8 protein-coding genes are annotated in these 18410 nt (G+C 74.3%); 5 read left to right on the forward strand and 3 right to left on the reverse strand.

The features are described 5' to 3' along the window. The first annotated feature begins 50 nt into the window (after positions 1-50). The 4 genes from FH715_RS18955 to FH715_RS28610 all read left to right on the forward strand — a co-directional run bounded on the left by FH715_RS18955 (position 51) and on the right by FH715_RS28610 (position 16464). Positions 51-12260 carry a hypothetical protein gene (locus tag FH715_RS18955; protein WP_139646891.1) on the forward strand — a complete coding sequence of 4070 codons (12210 nt, stop codon included), beginning with the start codon at positions 51-53 and terminating at the stop codon, positions 12258-12260. Continuing rightward, positions 12257-14554, forward strand: coding sequence for a right-handed parallel beta-helix repeat-containing protein (locus FH715_RS18960; RefSeq protein ID WP_139646894.1), 2298 nt, complete (start codon positions 12257-12259; stop codon positions 14552-14554). The genes FH715_RS18955 and FH715_RS18960 overlap by 4 nt, the downstream gene beginning before the upstream one ends. Before the next feature lie 57 nt (positions 14555-14611). Beyond that, positions 14612-15499: an RICIN domain-containing protein gene (locus tag FH715_RS18965; RefSeq protein ID WP_139646896.1), complete on the forward strand. Its 888-nt coding sequence runs from the start codon at positions 14612-14614 to the stop codon at positions 15497-15499. Positions 15500-15609: 110 nt separating this feature from the next. Next, positions 15610-16464, forward strand: coding sequence for an RICIN domain-containing protein (locus FH715_RS28610; RefSeq protein WP_139646898.1), 855 nt, complete (start codon positions 15610-15612; stop codon positions 16462-16464). A 35-nt stretch (positions 16465-16499) separates the two neighbouring features. Here FH715_RS28610 and FH715_RS18975 read toward each other — a convergent pair whose 3' ends face one another. Beyond that, entirely contained in the window at positions 16500-17357 is an 858-nt protein-coding gene (locus tag FH715_RS18975; protein ID WP_170184765.1) for a helix-turn-helix transcriptional regulator, read from the reverse strand. Between the two features lie 322 nt (positions 17358-17679). On the opposite strand from FH715_RS18975, the gene FH715_RS28305 reads away from it, so the two are divergent. Further along, positions 17680-18033 carry a peptidoglycan-binding domain-containing protein gene (locus FH715_RS28305; RefSeq protein ID WP_170184766.1) on the forward strand — a complete coding sequence of 118 codons (354 nt, stop codon included), beginning with the start codon at positions 17680-17682 and terminating at the stop codon, positions 18031-18033. A gap of 61 nt (positions 18034-18094) precedes the next feature. Here the strand turns inward: FH715_RS28305 and FH715_RS18985 are convergent, their stop codons facing one another. Further along, a complete protein-coding gene (locus FH715_RS18985) occupies positions 18095-18283 on the reverse strand; it encodes a DUF397 domain-containing protein (RefSeq protein WP_139646902.1) in 189 nt (62 codons plus the stop codon). A gap of 5 nt (positions 18284-18288) precedes the next feature. After that, entirely contained in the window at positions 18289-18402 is a 114-nt protein-coding gene (locus tag FH715_RS18990; RefSeq protein WP_342782180.1) for a DUF397 domain-containing protein, read from the reverse strand. Positions 18403-18410: the final 8 nt, after the last annotated feature.

Here is an 18410-nt window from a genome sequence, read left to right on the forward strand (position 1 = left end):
GGGGACGGCGCCGCCCCGGCTGACGCGCCGTCGAGAGGAGAGGACACGTCGTGGCCCGTTCGTCCGACTGGAGTTCCCTCGACCTGGACGAGGACCCCACCCCCGGGGACCCCGACAAGCTTGAGGCGCTGCTGGAGGCCCAGAAGGAGATCATCGACCTGGCGGCCGACATCGACGACGGCCTCGACGAGTTGATGAGCGAGAACAGCTCCTACTTCATCGGCGAGACCGCCGACGCGCTCCGCGACGAGATGGACAGCCGGGTGCGGAAGTTCGTCCAGAGCTTCCGGGACGCCCACCAGTCGGTGTACGACGCCCTGACCACCTACCACGGCGTGATGGTCACCCAGCAGGGCATCGCCGACAGCGCGTTGAGCAGCGCCGCCGGCCTCGACAAGGAGGACTCCGAGTGGGAGGAGCACCAGACCACCGCGAAGAACGCCGGTGAGACCCTCTCCGAGGCGGCCTCCACCGCGGCCGGCGTCGTCTCCACCGCGGGCTCCGACATCAGCTCGATGATCGACCCCTGCGAGGAGTTCTGGAAGTTCCTCACCTACTTCGTCCTCGCGCTGATCCTCCCGGCGATCATCCTCGGCGGCCCGACCGCCGTGCTCTTCCTCACCCTCAGCGCGGTGCTGATGGTCAAGACCGCCATCGACTTCGCCGGCGGCAAGGCGAGCGTCGCCGAACTGGTCCTCTCCGTGCTGGGGATGCTGGTCCCCACCACCCGCGGCCTGAACGTCATCGGCGCCTTCAAGGCCATCAAGAGCTGGGGCGCCTCCACCTGGACCAAGTTCTCCGGCATGACGTTCCGCGACATCGTGACCAAGCTGAGCACGATCCCCAAGCGCCTGGTCACGGGCGGCATCGCGTTCATCGGCGGGATCATCACCACCACCATCAAGGGCACCAAGGAACTGATCAGGGGCGGTGCCTGGGCCGACAACTCCATCTTCAAGGGCCTCGGCGGGGTGGACGGCTTCGCCGGCTACGTCACGTCCCACTTCAAGGGGATGGGCCCCTCGGCGATCATCCTGCCCGTCAACGTGATGGAGATGGGCTCCAAGGCGTGGTCCCTCTCCGGCTTCACCAACGCGTTCAAGATCTCGATGTTCAACCGGGGCGTGCTCAACCAGTACCGCACCGGCGCCTTCGTCCACGGCACCCACACCATCGACGTCCGTGCCATCGCCGGCTTCGACGGCGCCCGCAACCCGCAGGTGAACGTCGCCCTGTGGTCGCGCTACCAGCCGGGCGGCGCGGCCACCGCGCGTTTCCTCGGCGGCCTCGGCGCCGGTCTCGGCGACGCCAGCAAGGCGCCGGTCATCACGATCGGCGGCGGGTTCAACGGGCTCGGCACGCCCAACCGCGCCTCGGTCGACCTCAACATGGGCGACATCTCGCCGACCGGCACCCCGCTCGCCCTCACCCCGGGCAACCGCACGCCGATCCTCACGCCCAACTCCTCCGTGATGGACCTCTCCGTCACCAACCCGCCGCCCACCGGCACCTTCCAGCCGCCGACCGCCGTCACCTCGCCCTCGGTGCCGTCGCCGCAGAACGGCCAGATGGTGGACATGTCCCTCGCGGACATGCGGCCCGTGTCCCCGATCTCGGTCCACATGGCCGAGTCGGGCACCCGGATGGGCGTGCCCAGCCTCGCCCCGCCCAGCTCCCAGATCGGCTCCGTCGAGGGCATGGGCCATCTGCCGGGCGACCTGTACGTGGCGCCGCCGGCCTCCGTCGTGACCCACATGCCGAGCCCGGGCGGCCAGGTCGTCGGCGTGGAGATGCCGCTGCTCTCGCAGGTCAACACACCCACTCCCGCCGTGCCCGGCGGCCAGGCCGTCAACACCGGCGGGGTCGGCGCCGACGTCTCCCAGGCCAACGTGGGCTCCCTCCGCTTCGACCAGGCGCTGGACGTCGGCCGCATGGTCGGCGCCGACGGCGCCGTGACGGACCTGCCCGCCGTCAACGTGACGGGGATGCAGCAGCTCGGCGAGACCATGGCGGTGCCGCCCGCCGGCATCGCCCCGCCGCGCGCCGAGTCCGGCGCGGTCAACGTCAACGTCTCCACCGTCAACCCGGCGACCGTCCCGCAGGTCGGCACCTCGACCGGGGTGACCGGTGTCGGCGGCAAGGTGACCGGCGACCTCGGCGCCGACCTGACCCACAGCGCGCCGCCGCCGCTGCGCGTCGGCTTCGCCGACCAGGGCATGGGGATGGCCGCCCCCGACGCCTCCCAGATCGGCAACGGCGCCCGCGCCACCTCCGACTTCCACACCGCGCCCGTCGACGGCGCCCCCGCCAGGCCCGTCGACCAGACGACGCCCGGCACGGGTGTCACCGACACCGCGGGCGGCGTCACGCCCACCCCCGCGCGCGGCGACAGCGGCTCCACGCTCGTCGACCTCGGCGACGGCGCGGCACGCGCCGCCGGCGACGTGCCGCTCGCCCGCCCGCTCGGCGGGATAGGCCACGTGGGCGGCGAGACCTCGGGCGCCGTCAGGGCCACCACCACCCCGCCGCCCTCCACCGTCGCGCCCGCGCTGGACGGCACGGTCTCGGCGCCGGTGCGGCAGCCGCGCGGCGGCGGGCTCGAAGGCGAGGGCATCCACGGCTCCGGGATCCAGCCCGTGCGGCTGGATTCCCTCGACACCGGCACCGGCGCCCCCGCCGACGGCATCGCCTCCTCCGTCCCGCCGCCCGTCAGCCGCGCGGGCGGCGGCGAAGGCGGCGCGGACAACGGCGCGTTGGGGCTTGCCCAGCGCCCCGGCAGCCACGGCCCCGGCGTGGTCCCCGTGGAGAACATCGTCGTCTCCCACCGGCCCGCCGCCGCCGCGCCGCTCACACCCCCCTCGACCGCCGCGACGCCCCCACCGGCGCTCACCCCCCGGGGCGCCGGCGGGGGCGAGGCGAACGGGTTCGGCCTCTTCCACGGCCCGGGCAACGGTGCCACCCCGCCGCCCGCCGACCCGGTGCGCCACCTGATCGCCGCCCTCGACGACGCCCCGGCCGCGCCCGTCGGCACCCCCGCCAGGGGCACGGAGGTCGACGGCGGCGGCGCGTTCCGGCCCGACTCCCGCGTCGAACTCCTCGGCCAGGACGGCGCCCCCACCGGCGTCACCGTCGCCGGCCGGGGCGAGGGCCCGCCCGCGCTGCTGCGCGGCGACACCCAGACCCCCGGCGAGGTGCGGATACTCCCCGACGGCCTCACCGTGCGCGGCGGCGACAGCGTCGCCCTCCACGACCACGCGGGCGCCTACCTCGGCGGCCTGACCGCCCACCGTTCCGGGCCGCTCGCCGGCCACGCGGTCGTCACCTCGCTCGACGGCGCGCCCCGCCTGGTCACCCTCGGCGGGCAGCCGGTGGCCGGAGCCACCGTCAGCCGGGTCGGCGACCTCGGCTGGGCCGTCGTCCCGCCCGGCGCGCCGCGCGGCGCCGTCGTCGACGCCTCCGGCGCCCACACCCACGACCTGGTCCCGCTGCGCGGCGGCTCCGGCGGCACGGCCGGCGGCTTCGCCGCCTTGCCGCGCGCCGGCGACGAGGTGACGCTCATCGGCAGGGGAGGCGACCAACTCCCGCACCCGGCGAAGGTGGTCGGCGACTCCCTGCTGGTCCAGCGCAAGCCGGGCACCGTCGACTTCCACTCCCTCGACGGCGACCTGCTCAGCTCCGCCCACGGCCTGCCGGGCCGCGGGGGCCACGAGCTGATGACGTCCCCCGGCGGCCGGCCGGCCCAGGTCGTCGGGCCCGACGGGCAGCTCCTGGACGGCGCGGGCGTGCGGCCCTTCGGCGACGGCCTGCTGGTCGAACGCCCGGGCCACCGCGCGGTCGTCATGGACGGCGACGGCGTCCACACCCACGACGCCTTCCGGTTCACCGACGGCGGCGAGGACTTGATGCTGGCCGTCCCGCAGCGCGCCCTCGACGGCAAGCCGGTGCTGGTCCGCGACGTCGGCGGCGCCTTCACCGACGCGGGGCCCGCGGTGCGCCTCGGCGCGCACGGCACGCTGGTCCGCCTCGGCGACGGACCGTTCCAACTGGTCGACGCGGCCGGCTCGTCGAGCCCCGCGGTGCGGCTGAGCGACCGCGCGGGGCAGCCGACCGAGCTGGTCTACACCCCGCCGACCGGCACCGCGGGCGGCGCCGTCTACCGCACCGACGGCCGGCTGCTGACCGACGACGTGACCGCCGGCTTCGACGGCAACCGCGTCGTCGTCCGCACCGGCGCCACCTACACCGTGCACGGCGCCGACGGCGCGTTCCTCGGCTCCGGCGCCGCACGCGCCGGCGGCCCGCTCGGCGAGGGCAACCGCCTCGACGTGTCGGCCGGCGGCGGCCGGGCCCGCGTCGTCGACGCCGACGGCGCCCCCGTGCCCGGCGCCACGGTCCGGCCGGCCGGCGACGGCGGCCACCTGGTGCAGGTCCCCGGCCAGCGGCCCGGCGTGGTCGACGGGGCCGGTGTCCAGACCCACGACGTCTTCCCGCTGCGCGGCGGCGACGGCGCCACCCACGGCCTGGGCGGCATGCCGCTGCGCGACGGCGGCGTGCCCCTCGCGTTCCGCCCCGACGGCACCCCGGCGCGCGGGATCAACCTGGTCCACGACGGCGACCTGCTGCTCATCGGCCGCGAGGGCGGCTCGGGCGCCGTCTACGACATGGGCGGTCGCTTCACCGGGCTGCGCCGAGGCGTCGACGAGGGCCCGCTGGCCGGCTACCAGGTCACGCTGCTGCCCGGCGGCGCGCACCGCGTCGCGGACGCCGCCGGCGCGATCCTGGACGCCGCGACGGTCGCCCGCTTCGGCGACGACCTGTTCCTGGCCGAGGTGCCGGGCAAGGGCGCGGTGCTGCTGGACCGCACCGGGCTGGGCGCCCAGCCCGTCGTGCACGTGCCCGTGCCCGGCGGCGCCGACCGGCTCGTCGCGCTGCCCGCCGGCGCCGGCCGCACCCAGCCGCTCGACGGGGCGTGGCTGGACGGCGCGGTGCTGCGCCGCGAACTCCCCGACGGCACCGCCGACTTCGTCGCCGCCGACGGCAGCGTGCTGGGCCGCGCCCTGCCCGTCACCGCCGGGCCGCTCGACGGCCGGGTGTTCCTCATCCCCGAAGGCGCGCCGCCCCGCCTGGTCGAGGCCGACGGCCGCGCCGTGCCCGACGCCGACGTCGCCCCGCTCGGCTCCGGTGGTCACCTGATGACCACCGACGGTGGTATTCACCACCTGATCGAGCCCGGCGGCACGGACGTCCACCGGGTGATCGTCCTCACCGGCCGCCCCGGCGAGCCGGACATGATGGCGGTCGTCGGCCGCCACGGCACGATCTACCCGCACCCGCGCGGCGCCGACGGCGTCACGCTCACCGACCACACGGTGCGCCGCGTCGACCCGACGGAGATCGGCGCCGACGGGCGGTATGTCAGGGGCGCGCCGCGACTGGTGGTGTACACGCCGGACTCCCGGGCCGTCAGCCACGACCTGTTCAACGGGGCCTTCCGGTCCGACCAGCCCTCCATGCCCGGCGCGCACCGCGTCACCGAGGTCGACTACCGCCTGCTCAACGCCGAGGACCAGGCCCTGGTCCGCCAGCAGCTCATGGAGGCGGTCAAGCGCCCGACGCCGCCGATGCCGGACATCCCGCGCACGCTCATCGTCGCCAGGGCGATGGACGAGAGCCCGCTCGTGCCGCCCCCGGGCGCCACGGGGAACGCGGGCGGTGCCGGGAACCCGGGCGCCACGGGGAACGCCGGCGGCGCCGGGAACCCGGGACACGGCGCGTCGTTCGCCCCCGACGACCTGCGCCTCGCGTTCGACCCCGGCACCGGCCGCCTCGCGCGCGCCGACCTCACCGGCTCCGCCGCCGACGGCGCCACCCCGCCGACCGTCCGATTCGAGAACGGCCCGGACGGCGACGTGGTGCGCGTCATCCGCGACGGCGTCGAGGTCCACACCGAACGCTGGGTCTCCCTCGGCGCCGGCCTCCAGGGCCGGCTCACCGGCGGCGGCCTGACGCTGCACCGGGTCACCCCCGACGGCGGGCTCGCCGCCGTGGACGACGCGGTCACCCCGCTCGCCGACGGCTCCGGCTTCCACCTGGCCCTGGCCGACGGGCACCGGGTGGTCGACCACACCGGCGCCACGACCCACACCGTGGTGCCGCTGCGCCCCGCAGGCGGCGGCCCGGCCACCGACCACGTGTTCACCCCCGTCGGCGGCGGGGGCGGGGCCCCCGTACTGGTGGACGCCGCGGGCAACGCCCGGCCCGGCGCGCTGGACGTCACCGCGGACGCCGTCACGATCCGCCGGGGCCAGACCACCGACATCCACGACCCGGCGACCGGCGCCCTCGACACCCGCGTCCACCACCTGACGGAAGGCCAGTGGAGCGGCTACGACCTGCGCGTGCCCGACACCGGCCGCACCCCGGGCGCGCGGCCCACGCTCGTCGCCCCGCCCGGCCGCCCCGCCGTGGGCGCGACCGTGGACGTCCTCACCGACGGCAGGTTCCGCGTCCAACCGCCGACCGGCGCCGGCCAGTTGATCGGGGCGGACGGCACCAGGATCGGCGACGACCTGCCGCTGCGCCACGGCCCCGACACCACGGGCGAGCACATCGTGGTGCCCGCGCGCCCGGCCGGCGGCGAGACCGCGTGGCTGGAGGCGGCGGGCGGCGGACGGATCGCCGGCTCGACCGTCGAACGGGTCGGCGACGGCTTCGAGGTCCGCCGCCTGGAGCAGCCCGACACGGTCGCCTCGCACGGCGCCGACGGCGCCCTCGTCCACCTCGCCCAACGCCTCCGCGGCGGCACCGCGTTCGACGGCGCGTGGCTGGTCAACCCGGTCACCGGCGGCCCCCGCCTCGTCGACGCCGCCGGCGGCGCCCTCGACGTGCGCGTCGTCCCCCGGGGCGACGACCTGCTGCTCGTCTCCGACGACGCGATCGCCGGCGTCAACCGCGCCGGCGCCCCCACCGAGGTCACGCTGCCGCTGCGCAACGCCGACGGCACCGCGTCCGACTGGGCGCTGCACACCCCGCCCGGCGGGCCGGCGCAGGTGCGGAACGTCACCACCCACGCCGTGGTCGGCGGCCACGACGTGCGGATCGTCGGCGGCGCCGTCGAAGTCCACCGCGGCGACTCCGCGTTCACCCACGGCACCGACGGCTCCCTGCTGAGCGAGGCGCACCGGGTGCGCGGCGCCGGTGACGGGCTGGACGGCGTCGACCTCGTCGTGCCCCACACCGGCGGCGTGCCGCACCTCACGCGCGGCGGCGCCCCCGTGCCCGGCGGCTCCGCCACCCCGCTCGGCGACCACGGCTACCTGGTGCGCGTCGGCGGCGCGCACGGCGTCGTCGACGACACCGGCGCCTTCAGCCACCGCCTGGTGGAGACGACGCTGCCCGACGGCACGACCGGCCTGGTCGCCTGGTCCCAACGCCCGGGCGGGCAGCACTTCTTCGTCAACGCGGCCGACGAGGTCGGCGACCTCGGCGTCAGGTTCAACCCGGCCATCGACGGCCAGTTCACCGTCACCAGGGGCGGCTCCCACTTCGAGTACCGGGCCGACGCCGCGGCCGGCGGCGGCTTCGCCGGCCAACTGCTGCGCGAGAGCCACCCGATCGCCGGCGGGCCGGTGCCGGGCCGCACCCTGGTCGTCCCGCACGACGGGCAGCCGCCGCACGTCCGCACCCCCGGGGCCGCGAACCAGCAGGCCACCGCGCAGCACTGGGGCGGCTTCGACGGCTTCCGCATCGACGAGGGCGTCGGCCGGCCGCACACCGTGGTCGACGGCACGGGACACGTCACCCACACCGCCGTGCCGCTGACGCCGCGCGCCGGCGCCGCCGACGCCTGGGTCTTCCGGTCCGTCGACGCAGCCGCCGGCGGCGGGCCCGTGCTCCGCGCCGCGGGCGGCGCCGAGCACACCGCCGACTTCCGGGTCGTGGGAGGCGAGTACCACGTCTCCACGCCGGGCGGCGGCGGGATCACCCGGGTGCACGACGCCGACGGCGGCTTCACGATGGAGCGCCTCACCCTCAACGGCGGCGCGCTGGACGGCCACCGGCTCGACCTCCCGCGCGACCCCGGCCGAGCGCGGATCACGCCCCCCGGCGGCGAGGCGCGCTCCGTCACCGCCGTCTTCCAGACGGACGGTTCGCTGCGCGTCCGCTTCCAGCAGGACCACCTGATCGTCGACCCCTCGACCGGCGGTGCCACCCACCGCGTGATCAGCTTCACCGGCTCCGACGCCACCGCCGGCACCCACGCCTGGGTGCGGCTCGCCGACGACGCGGTGCTTCCCACGCCGCGCGCCGCCGACGGCACGGAGCTGGCCGGCCCCCAGGTCGTCCGCACCGCCGACGGCGGCCTGCGGGTGACCCGCGCGGGCGACACGTTGACCGACGTGTTCACCGACACCGGCGCCTTCCGCTTCCAGGTCAGGCCGCTGACCGGCGGCAACGCGGGGGATGTCGGCGACTTCGTGCGCGTCCACGAGATGACCTACAAGGGGCAGACCTACCGCGCCTACGACGTGCTGGACAACACGCTGACGCCGCGTGCCGACCGCCTGGTGGTCGGCCGGCAGGCCACACCCACCGATGTCGACCTCAACGGCGGCTTCCGGGTGCGCGACACGGGGGACGGCCGCGTCTGGGTCTTCGGCCGCGACGGCCGGTTGGAGGCCCACCTCGGCACCGCGGCGGCCGACGGCAGCCGCGTCCGGACCCTCACCACCTACGAGCAGCCGGCCGGCGGCGGCGCCATCGAGCCCCGGACCGTCCGGGTGGTGGAGATGGGCGACGCCAAGGGGCGGCGCTTCGCCGAGATCGACGGCGCCCGCCTGGTGCGCGACGTCGACTTCGCCCCGATGCCCGGGCGCACCACCACCGCCACCGACGGCGGCGGCTTCCGCTACACCGGCGACGCCCGGGGGCTGCGCGACGGCGAGTACCGCCAGTACGCCGCCGACGGCCGCCTGCTGGAGCAGCGCGTCAACATCGTCCACCACGGCCGGCACCCCGACGGCGAGTTCTACCTGGTCCGTTACGAGCACGACGCCAACGGCAAGGTCACCGGCGGCTCCTGGGAGCACTGGCGCGGCGGCGAGGCGCCACCCGCGCGCGGTCCGTGGCTGGACCGGGGCCGCGTCGACCCGAAGGGCGCCTCGGAGGGCCACGTCTTCCTGCTCACCATGAACGAGCACGGCATCCGCGGCTTCGCCTTCGAACGCCGCCCGCTGCCCAACGGCGGCGTGCTGGACGCCCACGCGCCCGGCGCCGTCGCCGACTTCGTCAAGCGCAGGGGCGTCTTCTCGTTCGGCACGACGCAGCGCGAACGCTGGCAGCAGCTGGACGCCGGAGGCAACGCCGCCGGCGACGGCCTGCGGATCTGGGGCACCAGCCGCCGCACGTTCTACGACTACGGCGAGCAGATCCACGTCTCCCGCACCTCCACCGGCCCGGTCCACCACTACCGGGAGACCCCGCAGGGCGGCTATGTGCTGGGCCTGCGCGACTCCCGCGACGGGCTGTCGTTCCAGACCGGAGAGGTCGGCCGCTGGTACCGCTTCGACGGCGACCTCGGCCTCCAGGCCACCGGCAACCGCCGCTACGGCTGGTTCGGCAACGGCTGGCACGACGAGATGCCCAACCCGCGCACCAACACCGTGGCGCAGGTCAACGAGAAGATCGGTCGCCTCGGCGTGCACGGGCTGCGCACCTTCAGGGCCGACGACCTGGGCACCGACGGCCTGCCCAAGCAGGGCTTCGTCAGCGTCTCGCCGCAGGCCAAGGACGTCCGCACCCACCGCGACCTGCCGGACGACCTGTGGATGGACACCCACAGGATCGCGGAGCAGCGGCCGAACAACATCTTCCGGGCGCTGCTCTCCTCCGAGTTCCGTCACATGGACATGAACACCTCGCGGGGCCGCTTCTTCGGGCTGCCGCACCCGTTCCTGCCCCGGGAGAACCGCTACCTCGGGCAGGGCGGCGACGCGCCCTGGTTCATGGACAGCCGGCTCCAGACCAACGAGTACCGCATCGGCCGCGGCGACACCGTGCTCGACCACGGGGTGCAGGTGACCAGCACCCGCGGTTTCAACACCATGATGATCTCGCACGACGGCCGAATCGCCGGCGAGACCAGGCCGTTGACCAACGGCAACACCCTGGAGGTCGGCCCCACCGTCAAGCTGCCGGACGGCGCCACGCGCCAGGACGGCTACCTGCCCTGGACGGAGGGCCCCGGCAAGCTGTCGGGCCAGCGCACCTTCCAGGCGGCCGACTTCATCGACCCGCCGGCCGCCACTGGTAAGACGCGCGCCGACGTGCTCTGGCAGGACCAGTTCCGCGCGGACGTGCCGGCGGGCGGCAACTGGTACACCCGGAACGCCGGCGACGCCTGGCAGACCAACCGCATCGGCTTCCGCGACGGCACCATCCTCGACTTCCGTCCGCCGCCCCGCACCGGAGGGCAGGCGGGCGACGGCGGCCTCGACTTCCAGCGCACCGTGCACGCGGGCAACGGCGACTGGACGCTGATGACCCACCAGGGCAAGCTGATCGGCCGCATGGACACCTGGGTCGGAGCCGGCGCGAACGGCGCCGACCTGCGGGTCCTCAGCCTCTACAGCGGCGGCAAGGTCACCTGGTCCGTCGAGGGCACCACGCTCGGCGGCAGCCGCAGCCTGGCCTCCCGCAACCAGTTCGACCACCACCAGTACTTCGACCGCGAGTCGTTCCGCGACTACGCCACCGTCAACGGGCAGCGCGAGCTGGTCCGCGAGTTCCGGGTCCTCTCCGACAACACCGCCGTCATGGCCTGGAAGGGGCGCGGCGCCGACGGAGCGCCCGACACCTGGCACTGGAACAAGGTCGACCGCTTCGGCAACGTCATGAACTTCGGCGAGCAGGGCCAGCGGGTCCGCGTCTGGTTCGACGACATGCGCCGGTTCGAGGACCGACTGGTCAACCCCGGCGGCGGCTACACCGTCGTCCAGGAACTGCCCACCGCCGTGGGCAGCTCGATCCGCCAGGCGTTCAACGACTCCCCGCTGCGGGTCCGCGAGTACTTCCCCGACGCCAACAGCCTCACCACGCTGCCCCGCACGCGGGACAACCACCGCGGTCTCGCCTGGACGGAGTTCGAGTCCGGCGCCGTCGCCCGCCGCAAGACCCAGCTGCCGGACGGCACCTTCCTGGAGATCGAGGCCATGGCCAAGCACTGGCGGCGGTGGAACTACGACGCCGACGCGGGCACCTGGAAGGTCCTCACCGAGCGCTCCGTCGCCGGCTACGTCCGGGAGATCCCCGCCGCCTCGTTCAGCGCCGAGGGCGCCGCCCGCTTCGGCGGCGACCTGCGGCTGACCGGCCGGGAGACCTACTACATCGACGCGCTCAACGAGTTCCGCGGCTTCGAGCGCATGTACCGGCAGCCCCGGCGCACGCCCTGGGGCTCCGGCGTCGAGGCCACCGGCGAGTCCACCTACACGCCGTTCGCGCTGCGCAACTTCCAGCACATGGCGATCGAGTTCGCCCAGGAGTTCGTGCTGGACTTCGGCGTCGGCATGGCGATCTACGCGGCCATGCCAGGGGACTTCGGCCTCAACGACGTGGCGGCGGCGGCGCTGCGCGCGCTCGTCGGGGCCTCCGTCAAGGCCGGCTTCATCGGGCTGCACAACTTCGCCGCCCACCACTCGCAGTTCCGCGTCGGCCTCAACTGGCAGGACCGCGGCTTCCCCTACCGCCACCGCCAGGACGACGACGACTGGGCGGGGGAGTGGGCCTCCAACGAGTTCGTGCTGCGCTGGCGCGGCGGCACCTACGACTTCTTCAAGGACGGCTTCGTCGTCGCCCCGCTGGGCTCCTTCCTCGGCACCCTGGTCGCCGCCGAGGCGCTCGGCGTCAAGGGCCCCGACGGCGAGTGGCACGACGTCTCCCTCGGCCAGGCCGCCGCGCTCGCCGGCGCCACCGCGCTGGGCACCGTCGTCGGTGGCCTGGCGACCGGCGCGCTGAAGGCCGCGATGCAGAACTCGATGGGCGCCCGCTGGTACCACCGGCAGGGTGTGATGGACTTCGTGGTCGTCCCGGTCATGGGCAAGTTCATCGACAAGCCACTGGGGCAGCTGGTCTTCGGCCCCGAGGTCCGCGACATCCTCGGCATCACCTCACCGGTTCCGCCGCCGCCGCCGGAGACCCCATCCGTTCCCGACGCCTCGGGCGACCCCGAGACGACCTCAGACGCCCCCGGAGAGAACCCATGACAGAGCCGATCCGCGTAGCGCCCCGCGTCCGGGGTGCCTATCGGACGATCACCGAGGCGTTGGGCGCCGCCCCGGCCGGAGCCGTGATCAGCATCGCCCCCGGCGAGTACCGCGAGTCGTTCCGGCTGATCCGCAAGGTCTCCCTCGTCCCGCAGCACGGACCCGGCTCCGTCACCGTCGCCGTCCCGGCCGCCGCCGGCGCGCTCTCCGTCGCCGCCCCCGACTGCCGCGTCAACGGCCTGGTGCTGCGCGGCGTCGACCCCGGCGAGGCGCTGCTGCGGGTCGAGGACGCCGCCGGGCTCACCCTGGAGCACTGCGTCATCAGCCAGGGCCGCGTCGAGGTCCTCGGCTCGCGCAACCACGCCACCCGCCCCGACCAGCCGGTGACGGACATCCCCCTCAACCACGACCTCGCCGCCGACCTCGCCGACCCCACCGCCGGCGGTGTCCTCGTCGCCCGCCGCAGCCGGCTGCGCGCCGCCCGCCACACCGCGCTCCACCTCACCGGCGACGCCCTGGCCCGGCTGGACGACACCGCCATCGAGGACGTCGAGGGCATCGGCGTCGCCGTCTCCGGCACCGCCGTCCTCCGCGCCGACCAGCTGCGGGTCCACGGCGGCTCCGGCTCGGCGCTGCGCGCCCGCGACGCCTCCCGCGTACTGCTGCGCGCCAGCGGCCTGTTCGGCGCCGGACGCAACGGCCTCCTCGTGCAGGACGCCGCCGAGGCGCTGCTGACGGACTGCCGCGTGGAGAACGCCGCCCGCTCCGGCATCCGCCTCGACCACACCGCGCGCGCCGAGATCGAGGAGTCCACGCTGCGTGACGCGCGCCTGTCCGGCGTCGAGGTGCGCGACCAGGCGCGCGTCACGATGCGCGGCGTGCGGGTCGTCGGCGGCGAGACCGGCGTGCGCCTGCGCTCCACCGAGGAGTCGACCCTGCTGCACTGCTCGGTGACGGGCCAGCAGGGCAACGGCGTCGAACTGGAGTCGGGCGCCGACGCCCGGGTGCGCGGCGTGCGGGTGGCCCGCAGCGGCAAGCACGGCGTGATGGTCGGCGAGGGCTCACGCGGCACCTTCGACCACTGCGACGTCATCGCCACCGGCTTCCCCGCGCTGCACGTCGGCCGCGAGGCCGCCCCCCGCTTCCGAGGCTGCCGCGTCTTCGACTCGGCCCACGACCTGGGCGTCTTCGAGGGCGCCAGCCCTGTCTTCGAGAACTGCGTCTCCATCAACGTCGGCTCCCCCCGGCTGCCCGGCGTCCGGCGCGGCGGCACCGAGCCCGGCACCCCCGCCCCCCGGTCCCGCGACCGCGCCGGCGACAGCGGCCCCACCCCGCCCGCCGGAGACCCCGGCGGCCCCCAGGGCCCGGCCGGCACACCCCCCGCGTCCCCCGGCGCGGGCGCCGGAGCGCGCGCCGGCGCGCCGACGGCCACCGCCGCCGCGGGCCAGGGCGCGGACGGCGACGACGGCGAGATCGAGGCCGAGTCGCTGACCGACCTCCTCGCCGAACTCGACGAACTCGTCGGCCTGGAGACCGTCAAGCGCGACGTCGGCGGCATGGTCAAGCTGATGCAGACCGTCCGGATGCGCCAGGAGGCCGGACTGCCCGCGCCCCCGCTCAGCCGCCACCTGGTCTTCGCCGGCAACCCCGGCACCGGCAAGACCACCGTCGCCCGCCTCTACGGCCGGCTGCTGCACGCCCTCGGCCTGCTCTCCCGCGGCCACCTCGTCGAGGTCGACCGCAGCGCGCTGGTCGGCGAGTACATCGGCCACACCGGCCCCAAGACCACCGAGGCGTTCGACAGGGCGCGCGGCGGCGTGCTCTTCATCGACGAGGCCTACGCCCTGACCCCCGCCGGCGTCAGCCAGGACTTCGGCCTGGAGGCGGTCGCCACACTGGTCAAGCTGATGGAGGACCACCGCGACGAGGTGGTCGTGATCGCCGCCGGCTACCCGGGCGAGATGAACCGCTTCGTCGACTCCAACCCCGGCCTGGCCTCGCGTTTCACCCGCAGCCTGCTCTTCAGTGACTACTCCACCGAGGAACTGGTCAGCATCGTCGAGCACCACGCCAGGCGCCACCGCTACGAGCTGACCGAAGGCGCCCGCAAGGCGCTCGGCGACCACATCGGCTCCATCCCCAGGGGCGAGGGCTTCGGCAACGGGCGCAGCGCCCGCCAGATCTTCCAGCGGATGACCGAGCACCAGGCCATGCGCGTCGCCGAGCTCACCTCACCCAAGGAGAGCGACCTGACGACCCTCGACGACAACGACCTGCCCGACTCCACCTCCTGACCACCCCGCCCCCGACCGCCCGAGCCCCCCACGCCGGGCCCCGACCGTGAGGCAGCGATGACAGACCAGCCGAACCGGACCGACGGCCGGTTCGCCGACACCTTCGCCCGGAAGCCGGCCAGGCCCCGCAGGGGACTGCTGCCCGGCAGGCGTGTCTACACCTCCGTGGTGTGGGCCGTGCTGACGGTGGCGGTGATCACCGGCTCCGTCCGGGCGGTCGGCGCCGTCTTCTCCGACGGTGAGGAGACCGACCCGGTCGCCGCCGTCGCGCCCCCCGTCCCGGAACCCGAACCCGAGCCGGAACCCGAGCCCGAACCCGAACCGGAGCCCGAACCGGAACCCGAGCCCGAGCCCGAACCGGAGCCCGTCCCCGAGCCGGAACCCGAACCGGAACCGGAACCCGAACCGGAGCCGATGGCCGACCCGGAGCCCGCGCCGGTCCCGGCCGAGAACGTCATGCTGCGCAACTACGCCACCGGCCGCTGCGTGGACATCCCCGGCGAGGGCGAGGGCGAGCCCTCGGGCAAGGTCCAGCAGTACCGCTGCCTCCCCGACGAGGACAACCAGCAGTGGCACCTGGAGGTCATGTACGAGGACCAGGGCCCCGGCGGCGCCCCCCTCGTCCAGATCCGCAACGCCCTCGACGGCCTCTGCCTCGACCTGCCCAAGTACGGCGCCCGGCCGCTGCACACCCGCGTCTACGAGTTCACCTGTGACGGAACCACCGAGGACAACCAGTTGTGGTGGTTCGACGAGCAGGACAACGGCACCTACTGGATACGCAACTACGCCAGTAACAACGTCTGCCTCGACGTCCCGGGCAACCGGGACGACGCAGAGCAGCTGCACCTGATGATCTTCACGTGCACCAACACCGACGACCAGGAGTGGGACATCGTCCGACCCGAGGACATCGGCGGCAGTGCGCGGCAGGGAGGTGGCTGACCAGGAGAGAACCCCCAGGTCCGTCGCCGCCCCGACGCCGCGACGGCACCCCTGACGAACCACGACGAGGGCACCCGTGTGGCGCCCCTCGTCTTGACCGTGAGGCACTGATGAAACAACAGCCGAACCGCACCGACGGTCGGTTCGCGGACGCGTTCGCGCGTCAACCGACCAAGGCGCGCCGGGGATTGCTGCCGGCCAAGCGCGTCTACACCTCCCTGGTGTGGGCGTTCGTCATGGTGGCGGTGATCGCCGGTTCCGTCCAACTGGTCGGTGGCGTCTTCGGGGGAGACGAGGGCCGCCCCGTCGCGGCCCCCGCGCCCCCCGCGCCGGAACCGACCGAGGAGGAGACCGAGGAACCGGAACCCGAACCGGAACCCACCGAGGAGGAGCCCGAGCCGGAGCCAGAGCCGGAACCCGCTCCCCCTCCCGCCCCGGCGCCCGAGCCCGAACCAGAACCCGAGCCCGAGCCGGAACCCGAGGAGGAGCCGGAGCCGGATCCCGAGCCCCTCGCGAACCAGCCGTCCCTCACCATCGTGGACGGCGCCGCCTACTATCTGGTCGCCACGACGGGACCCGACCGCTGCCTCGACGTCGAGGCCAGCAACACGGAGGCCGGCGCCAAGATCCAGCAGTGGGAGTGCAACGGGACCTCGGCCCAGCAGTGGACACTGCGCCAGGCCGGTTCCCCGAACGTCTTCACGCTCTCCGCCATGGGCAACTGCCTTGACGTTCCCAACGGTTCGACGTCCATGGGCGCCGAGATCCAGACGTGGACGTGCAACGGCCTGTCGCCGCAGCGGTGGCGCGTGGAGCTGAACGAGGACGGCACGGCCAGCCTGCGGTCCGAGAAGAGCGACTACTGCCTGGACATCCAGTCCAGCAGCAACGCCCTCCAGGCCCGCATCCAGCAGTGGAACTGCAACGGCAGCATCGCCCAGTCCTGGAAGCTGGAGCGCGCGTAGCCAACGCGGCACCACGGCGAGACGAGACGGCCTCCCTACCCGGAACTCTCCGGGGAGGGAGGCCGTTTCGACGGGCCTGCCGGTCCGCCCAACGCCGCCGCCAGCTCCGATCCCGGGGCGACGGAGTGGACCACCAGCAACTGGTCAGGTTCGTCCGGAAGGCTCAACGCCCGGTAGGGCAGGGTGAACGCGCCGAACGCGGGATGCGTGATCCGATAGGAGCCGTGACTCCTCATCGCCAGGTGCTGCTCCGACCAGACCCGCCGGAACTCGGCGCTGGCCGCCGACAACGCTTCGATCAACGCGAGGAGTTCGGGGTCGTCGGGACATCGCCCGAAGCTGAGCCGCAGCCGCCCGGTGAGCAGACGAGCCGTCAACTCCCAGTCGCGGAGGAGACCGCGCGCCGCCGGGTGCACGAACACCTGCCGCACCATGTGCCGCGCGCCGGGCTCCGGGGAGAACACCTCGCCGAAGAGCAGCCTGGCCGGCCGGTTCCACGCCAGCAACTCGGTACGCCGCCCGATGACACACGCGGGCAACGAGGGGAGGGAGTCCAGCAGTTCACACATCCCGGGCGCGGCGCTGTCCGGGCAGGGCCGCGCCGCGCGCTGCCTGGCCGGTCGGGCCAGCCGGTGCAGATGCGTCCTCTCCAGCGGCGCGAGCCGCAGCACCCGCGCGACCGCGTCCAGCACACCCGGCGACACCCGGTCGTTGCGCCCCTGCTCCAACCGCACGTAGTACTCGGCGCCGGTGCCGGCGAGACTCGCGACCTCCTCGCGGCGCAGGCCGGGCACCCGGCGCCGTTCCCCGTAGGTCGGTAACCCCACCTCGGCCGGGCTCAACCTGGCCCGGCGGGAACGCAGAAAGTCCCTCAGCTCTGAGCGGCGATCCATGCGGTCGAGTATCGGGGTGGACGCTTTGTCGGGACAAGCCCCGCAAAAGTCACGGACATGCCTCGGGCATCCCTCGGACAAGGTCGGGCAACAAGGCGGCCCGCGCGCCATAGCAGGACATAACAGGCCGCACAAGGGGTCAGCCCGACCCCTCCCACGGGGCCGCCCTCCCCGCCACCATGGGTCACGCCACCGCACCACCGCGACCGGGGGGCCGTGCCACCACGCACGGAAGAAGGCCGCGGTGCCAGCGGGGCATCGGGGGGTCCTCCCCCCTGCGATCCCACAGTGGACGACCAACGCAGGGAAGGTAAGAACACTCATGAGGCATGTCTTCCGAACCATGCTGGCCCTCGCCGTCCTCCTGGTCGGCGTCAGCCTGGCCCCGGCAGCGACGGCGGCGACCTCGGCGTCCGGCTCGGTCTCCGTGCTGGGTAGCTGCAACTACAACGGCAGCCACCCGACGCTCTCGCAGGGCAGTAGTGGTGCGGCGGTGCTGCACGCGCAGTGTCTGTTGAACGCGGTGCACGGCCGGGGCATCACCCAGGACGGCGAGTTCGGCCCCGGGACGGCCACCGCCGTCAGGTGGGTCCAGGGGCACTGCAATCTCAGCGTGGACGGCATCATCGGCCCGAACACCTGGGACGCGCTGCACCCCGACACCACCTGGTGCTGACGTGACATAGCGCGCAACACCCCGCGCCCGCCCGGCCGTTGGCCGAGCGGGCGCGAGGGCGTCAGCCTTCCTTGACGGTGGTCAGGAAGGTGTTCCAGGCATCGCCGGTGAAGGTGAAGGCGGGGAGGGTGCGGTCCTTGGTGTCGCGGATGGCCATGGCCTGGCCGTTGTCCAGTCGCGCGGCTTCGACACAGTCGCCGCCCTGGTCGTTGCTGTAACTGGAGGTGAACCAACGGGGTTTCGCCGCCATGGGCGTCAGCCTTCCTTGACGGTGGTCAGGAAGGTGTTCCAGGCATCGCCGGTGAAGGTGAAGGCGGGGAGGGTGCGGTCCTTGGTGTCGCGGATGGCCATGGCCTGGCCGTTGTCCAGTCGCGCGG

Origin of the sequence: Streptomyces sedi (genome assembly GCF_006335015.1) — a bacterium.
Classification (GTDB): Bacteria; Actinomycetota; Actinomycetes; order Streptomycetales; family Streptomycetaceae; genus Streptomyces; species Streptomyces sedi.

Excerpts from the sequence above, each read along its gene's own strand:
- FH715_RS18975 (WP_170184765.1), bottom strand. The coding sequence starts at position 17,357 with ATGGATCGCCGCTCAGAGCTGAGGGACTTTCTGCGTTCCCGCCGGGCC.
- FH715_RS28610 (WP_139646898.1), top strand. The coding sequence starts at position 15,610 with ATGAAACAACAGCCGAACCGCACCGACGGTCGGTTCGCGGACGCGTTC.
- FH715_RS28305 (WP_170184766.1), top strand. The coding sequence starts at position 17,680 with ATGAGGCATGTCTTCCGAACCATGCTGGCCCTCGCCGTCCTCCTGGTC.
- FH715_RS18960 (WP_139646894.1), top strand. The coding sequence starts at position 12,257 with ATGACAGAGCCGATCCGCGTAGCGCCCCGCGTCCGGGGTGCCTATCGG.
- FH715_RS18965 (WP_139646896.1), top strand. The coding sequence starts at position 14,612 with ATGACAGACCAGCCGAACCGGACCGACGGCCGGTTCGCCGACACCTTC.
- FH715_RS18985 (WP_139646902.1), bottom strand. The coding sequence starts at position 18,283 with ATGGCGGCGAAACCCCGTTGGTTCACCTCCAGTTACAGCAACGACCAG.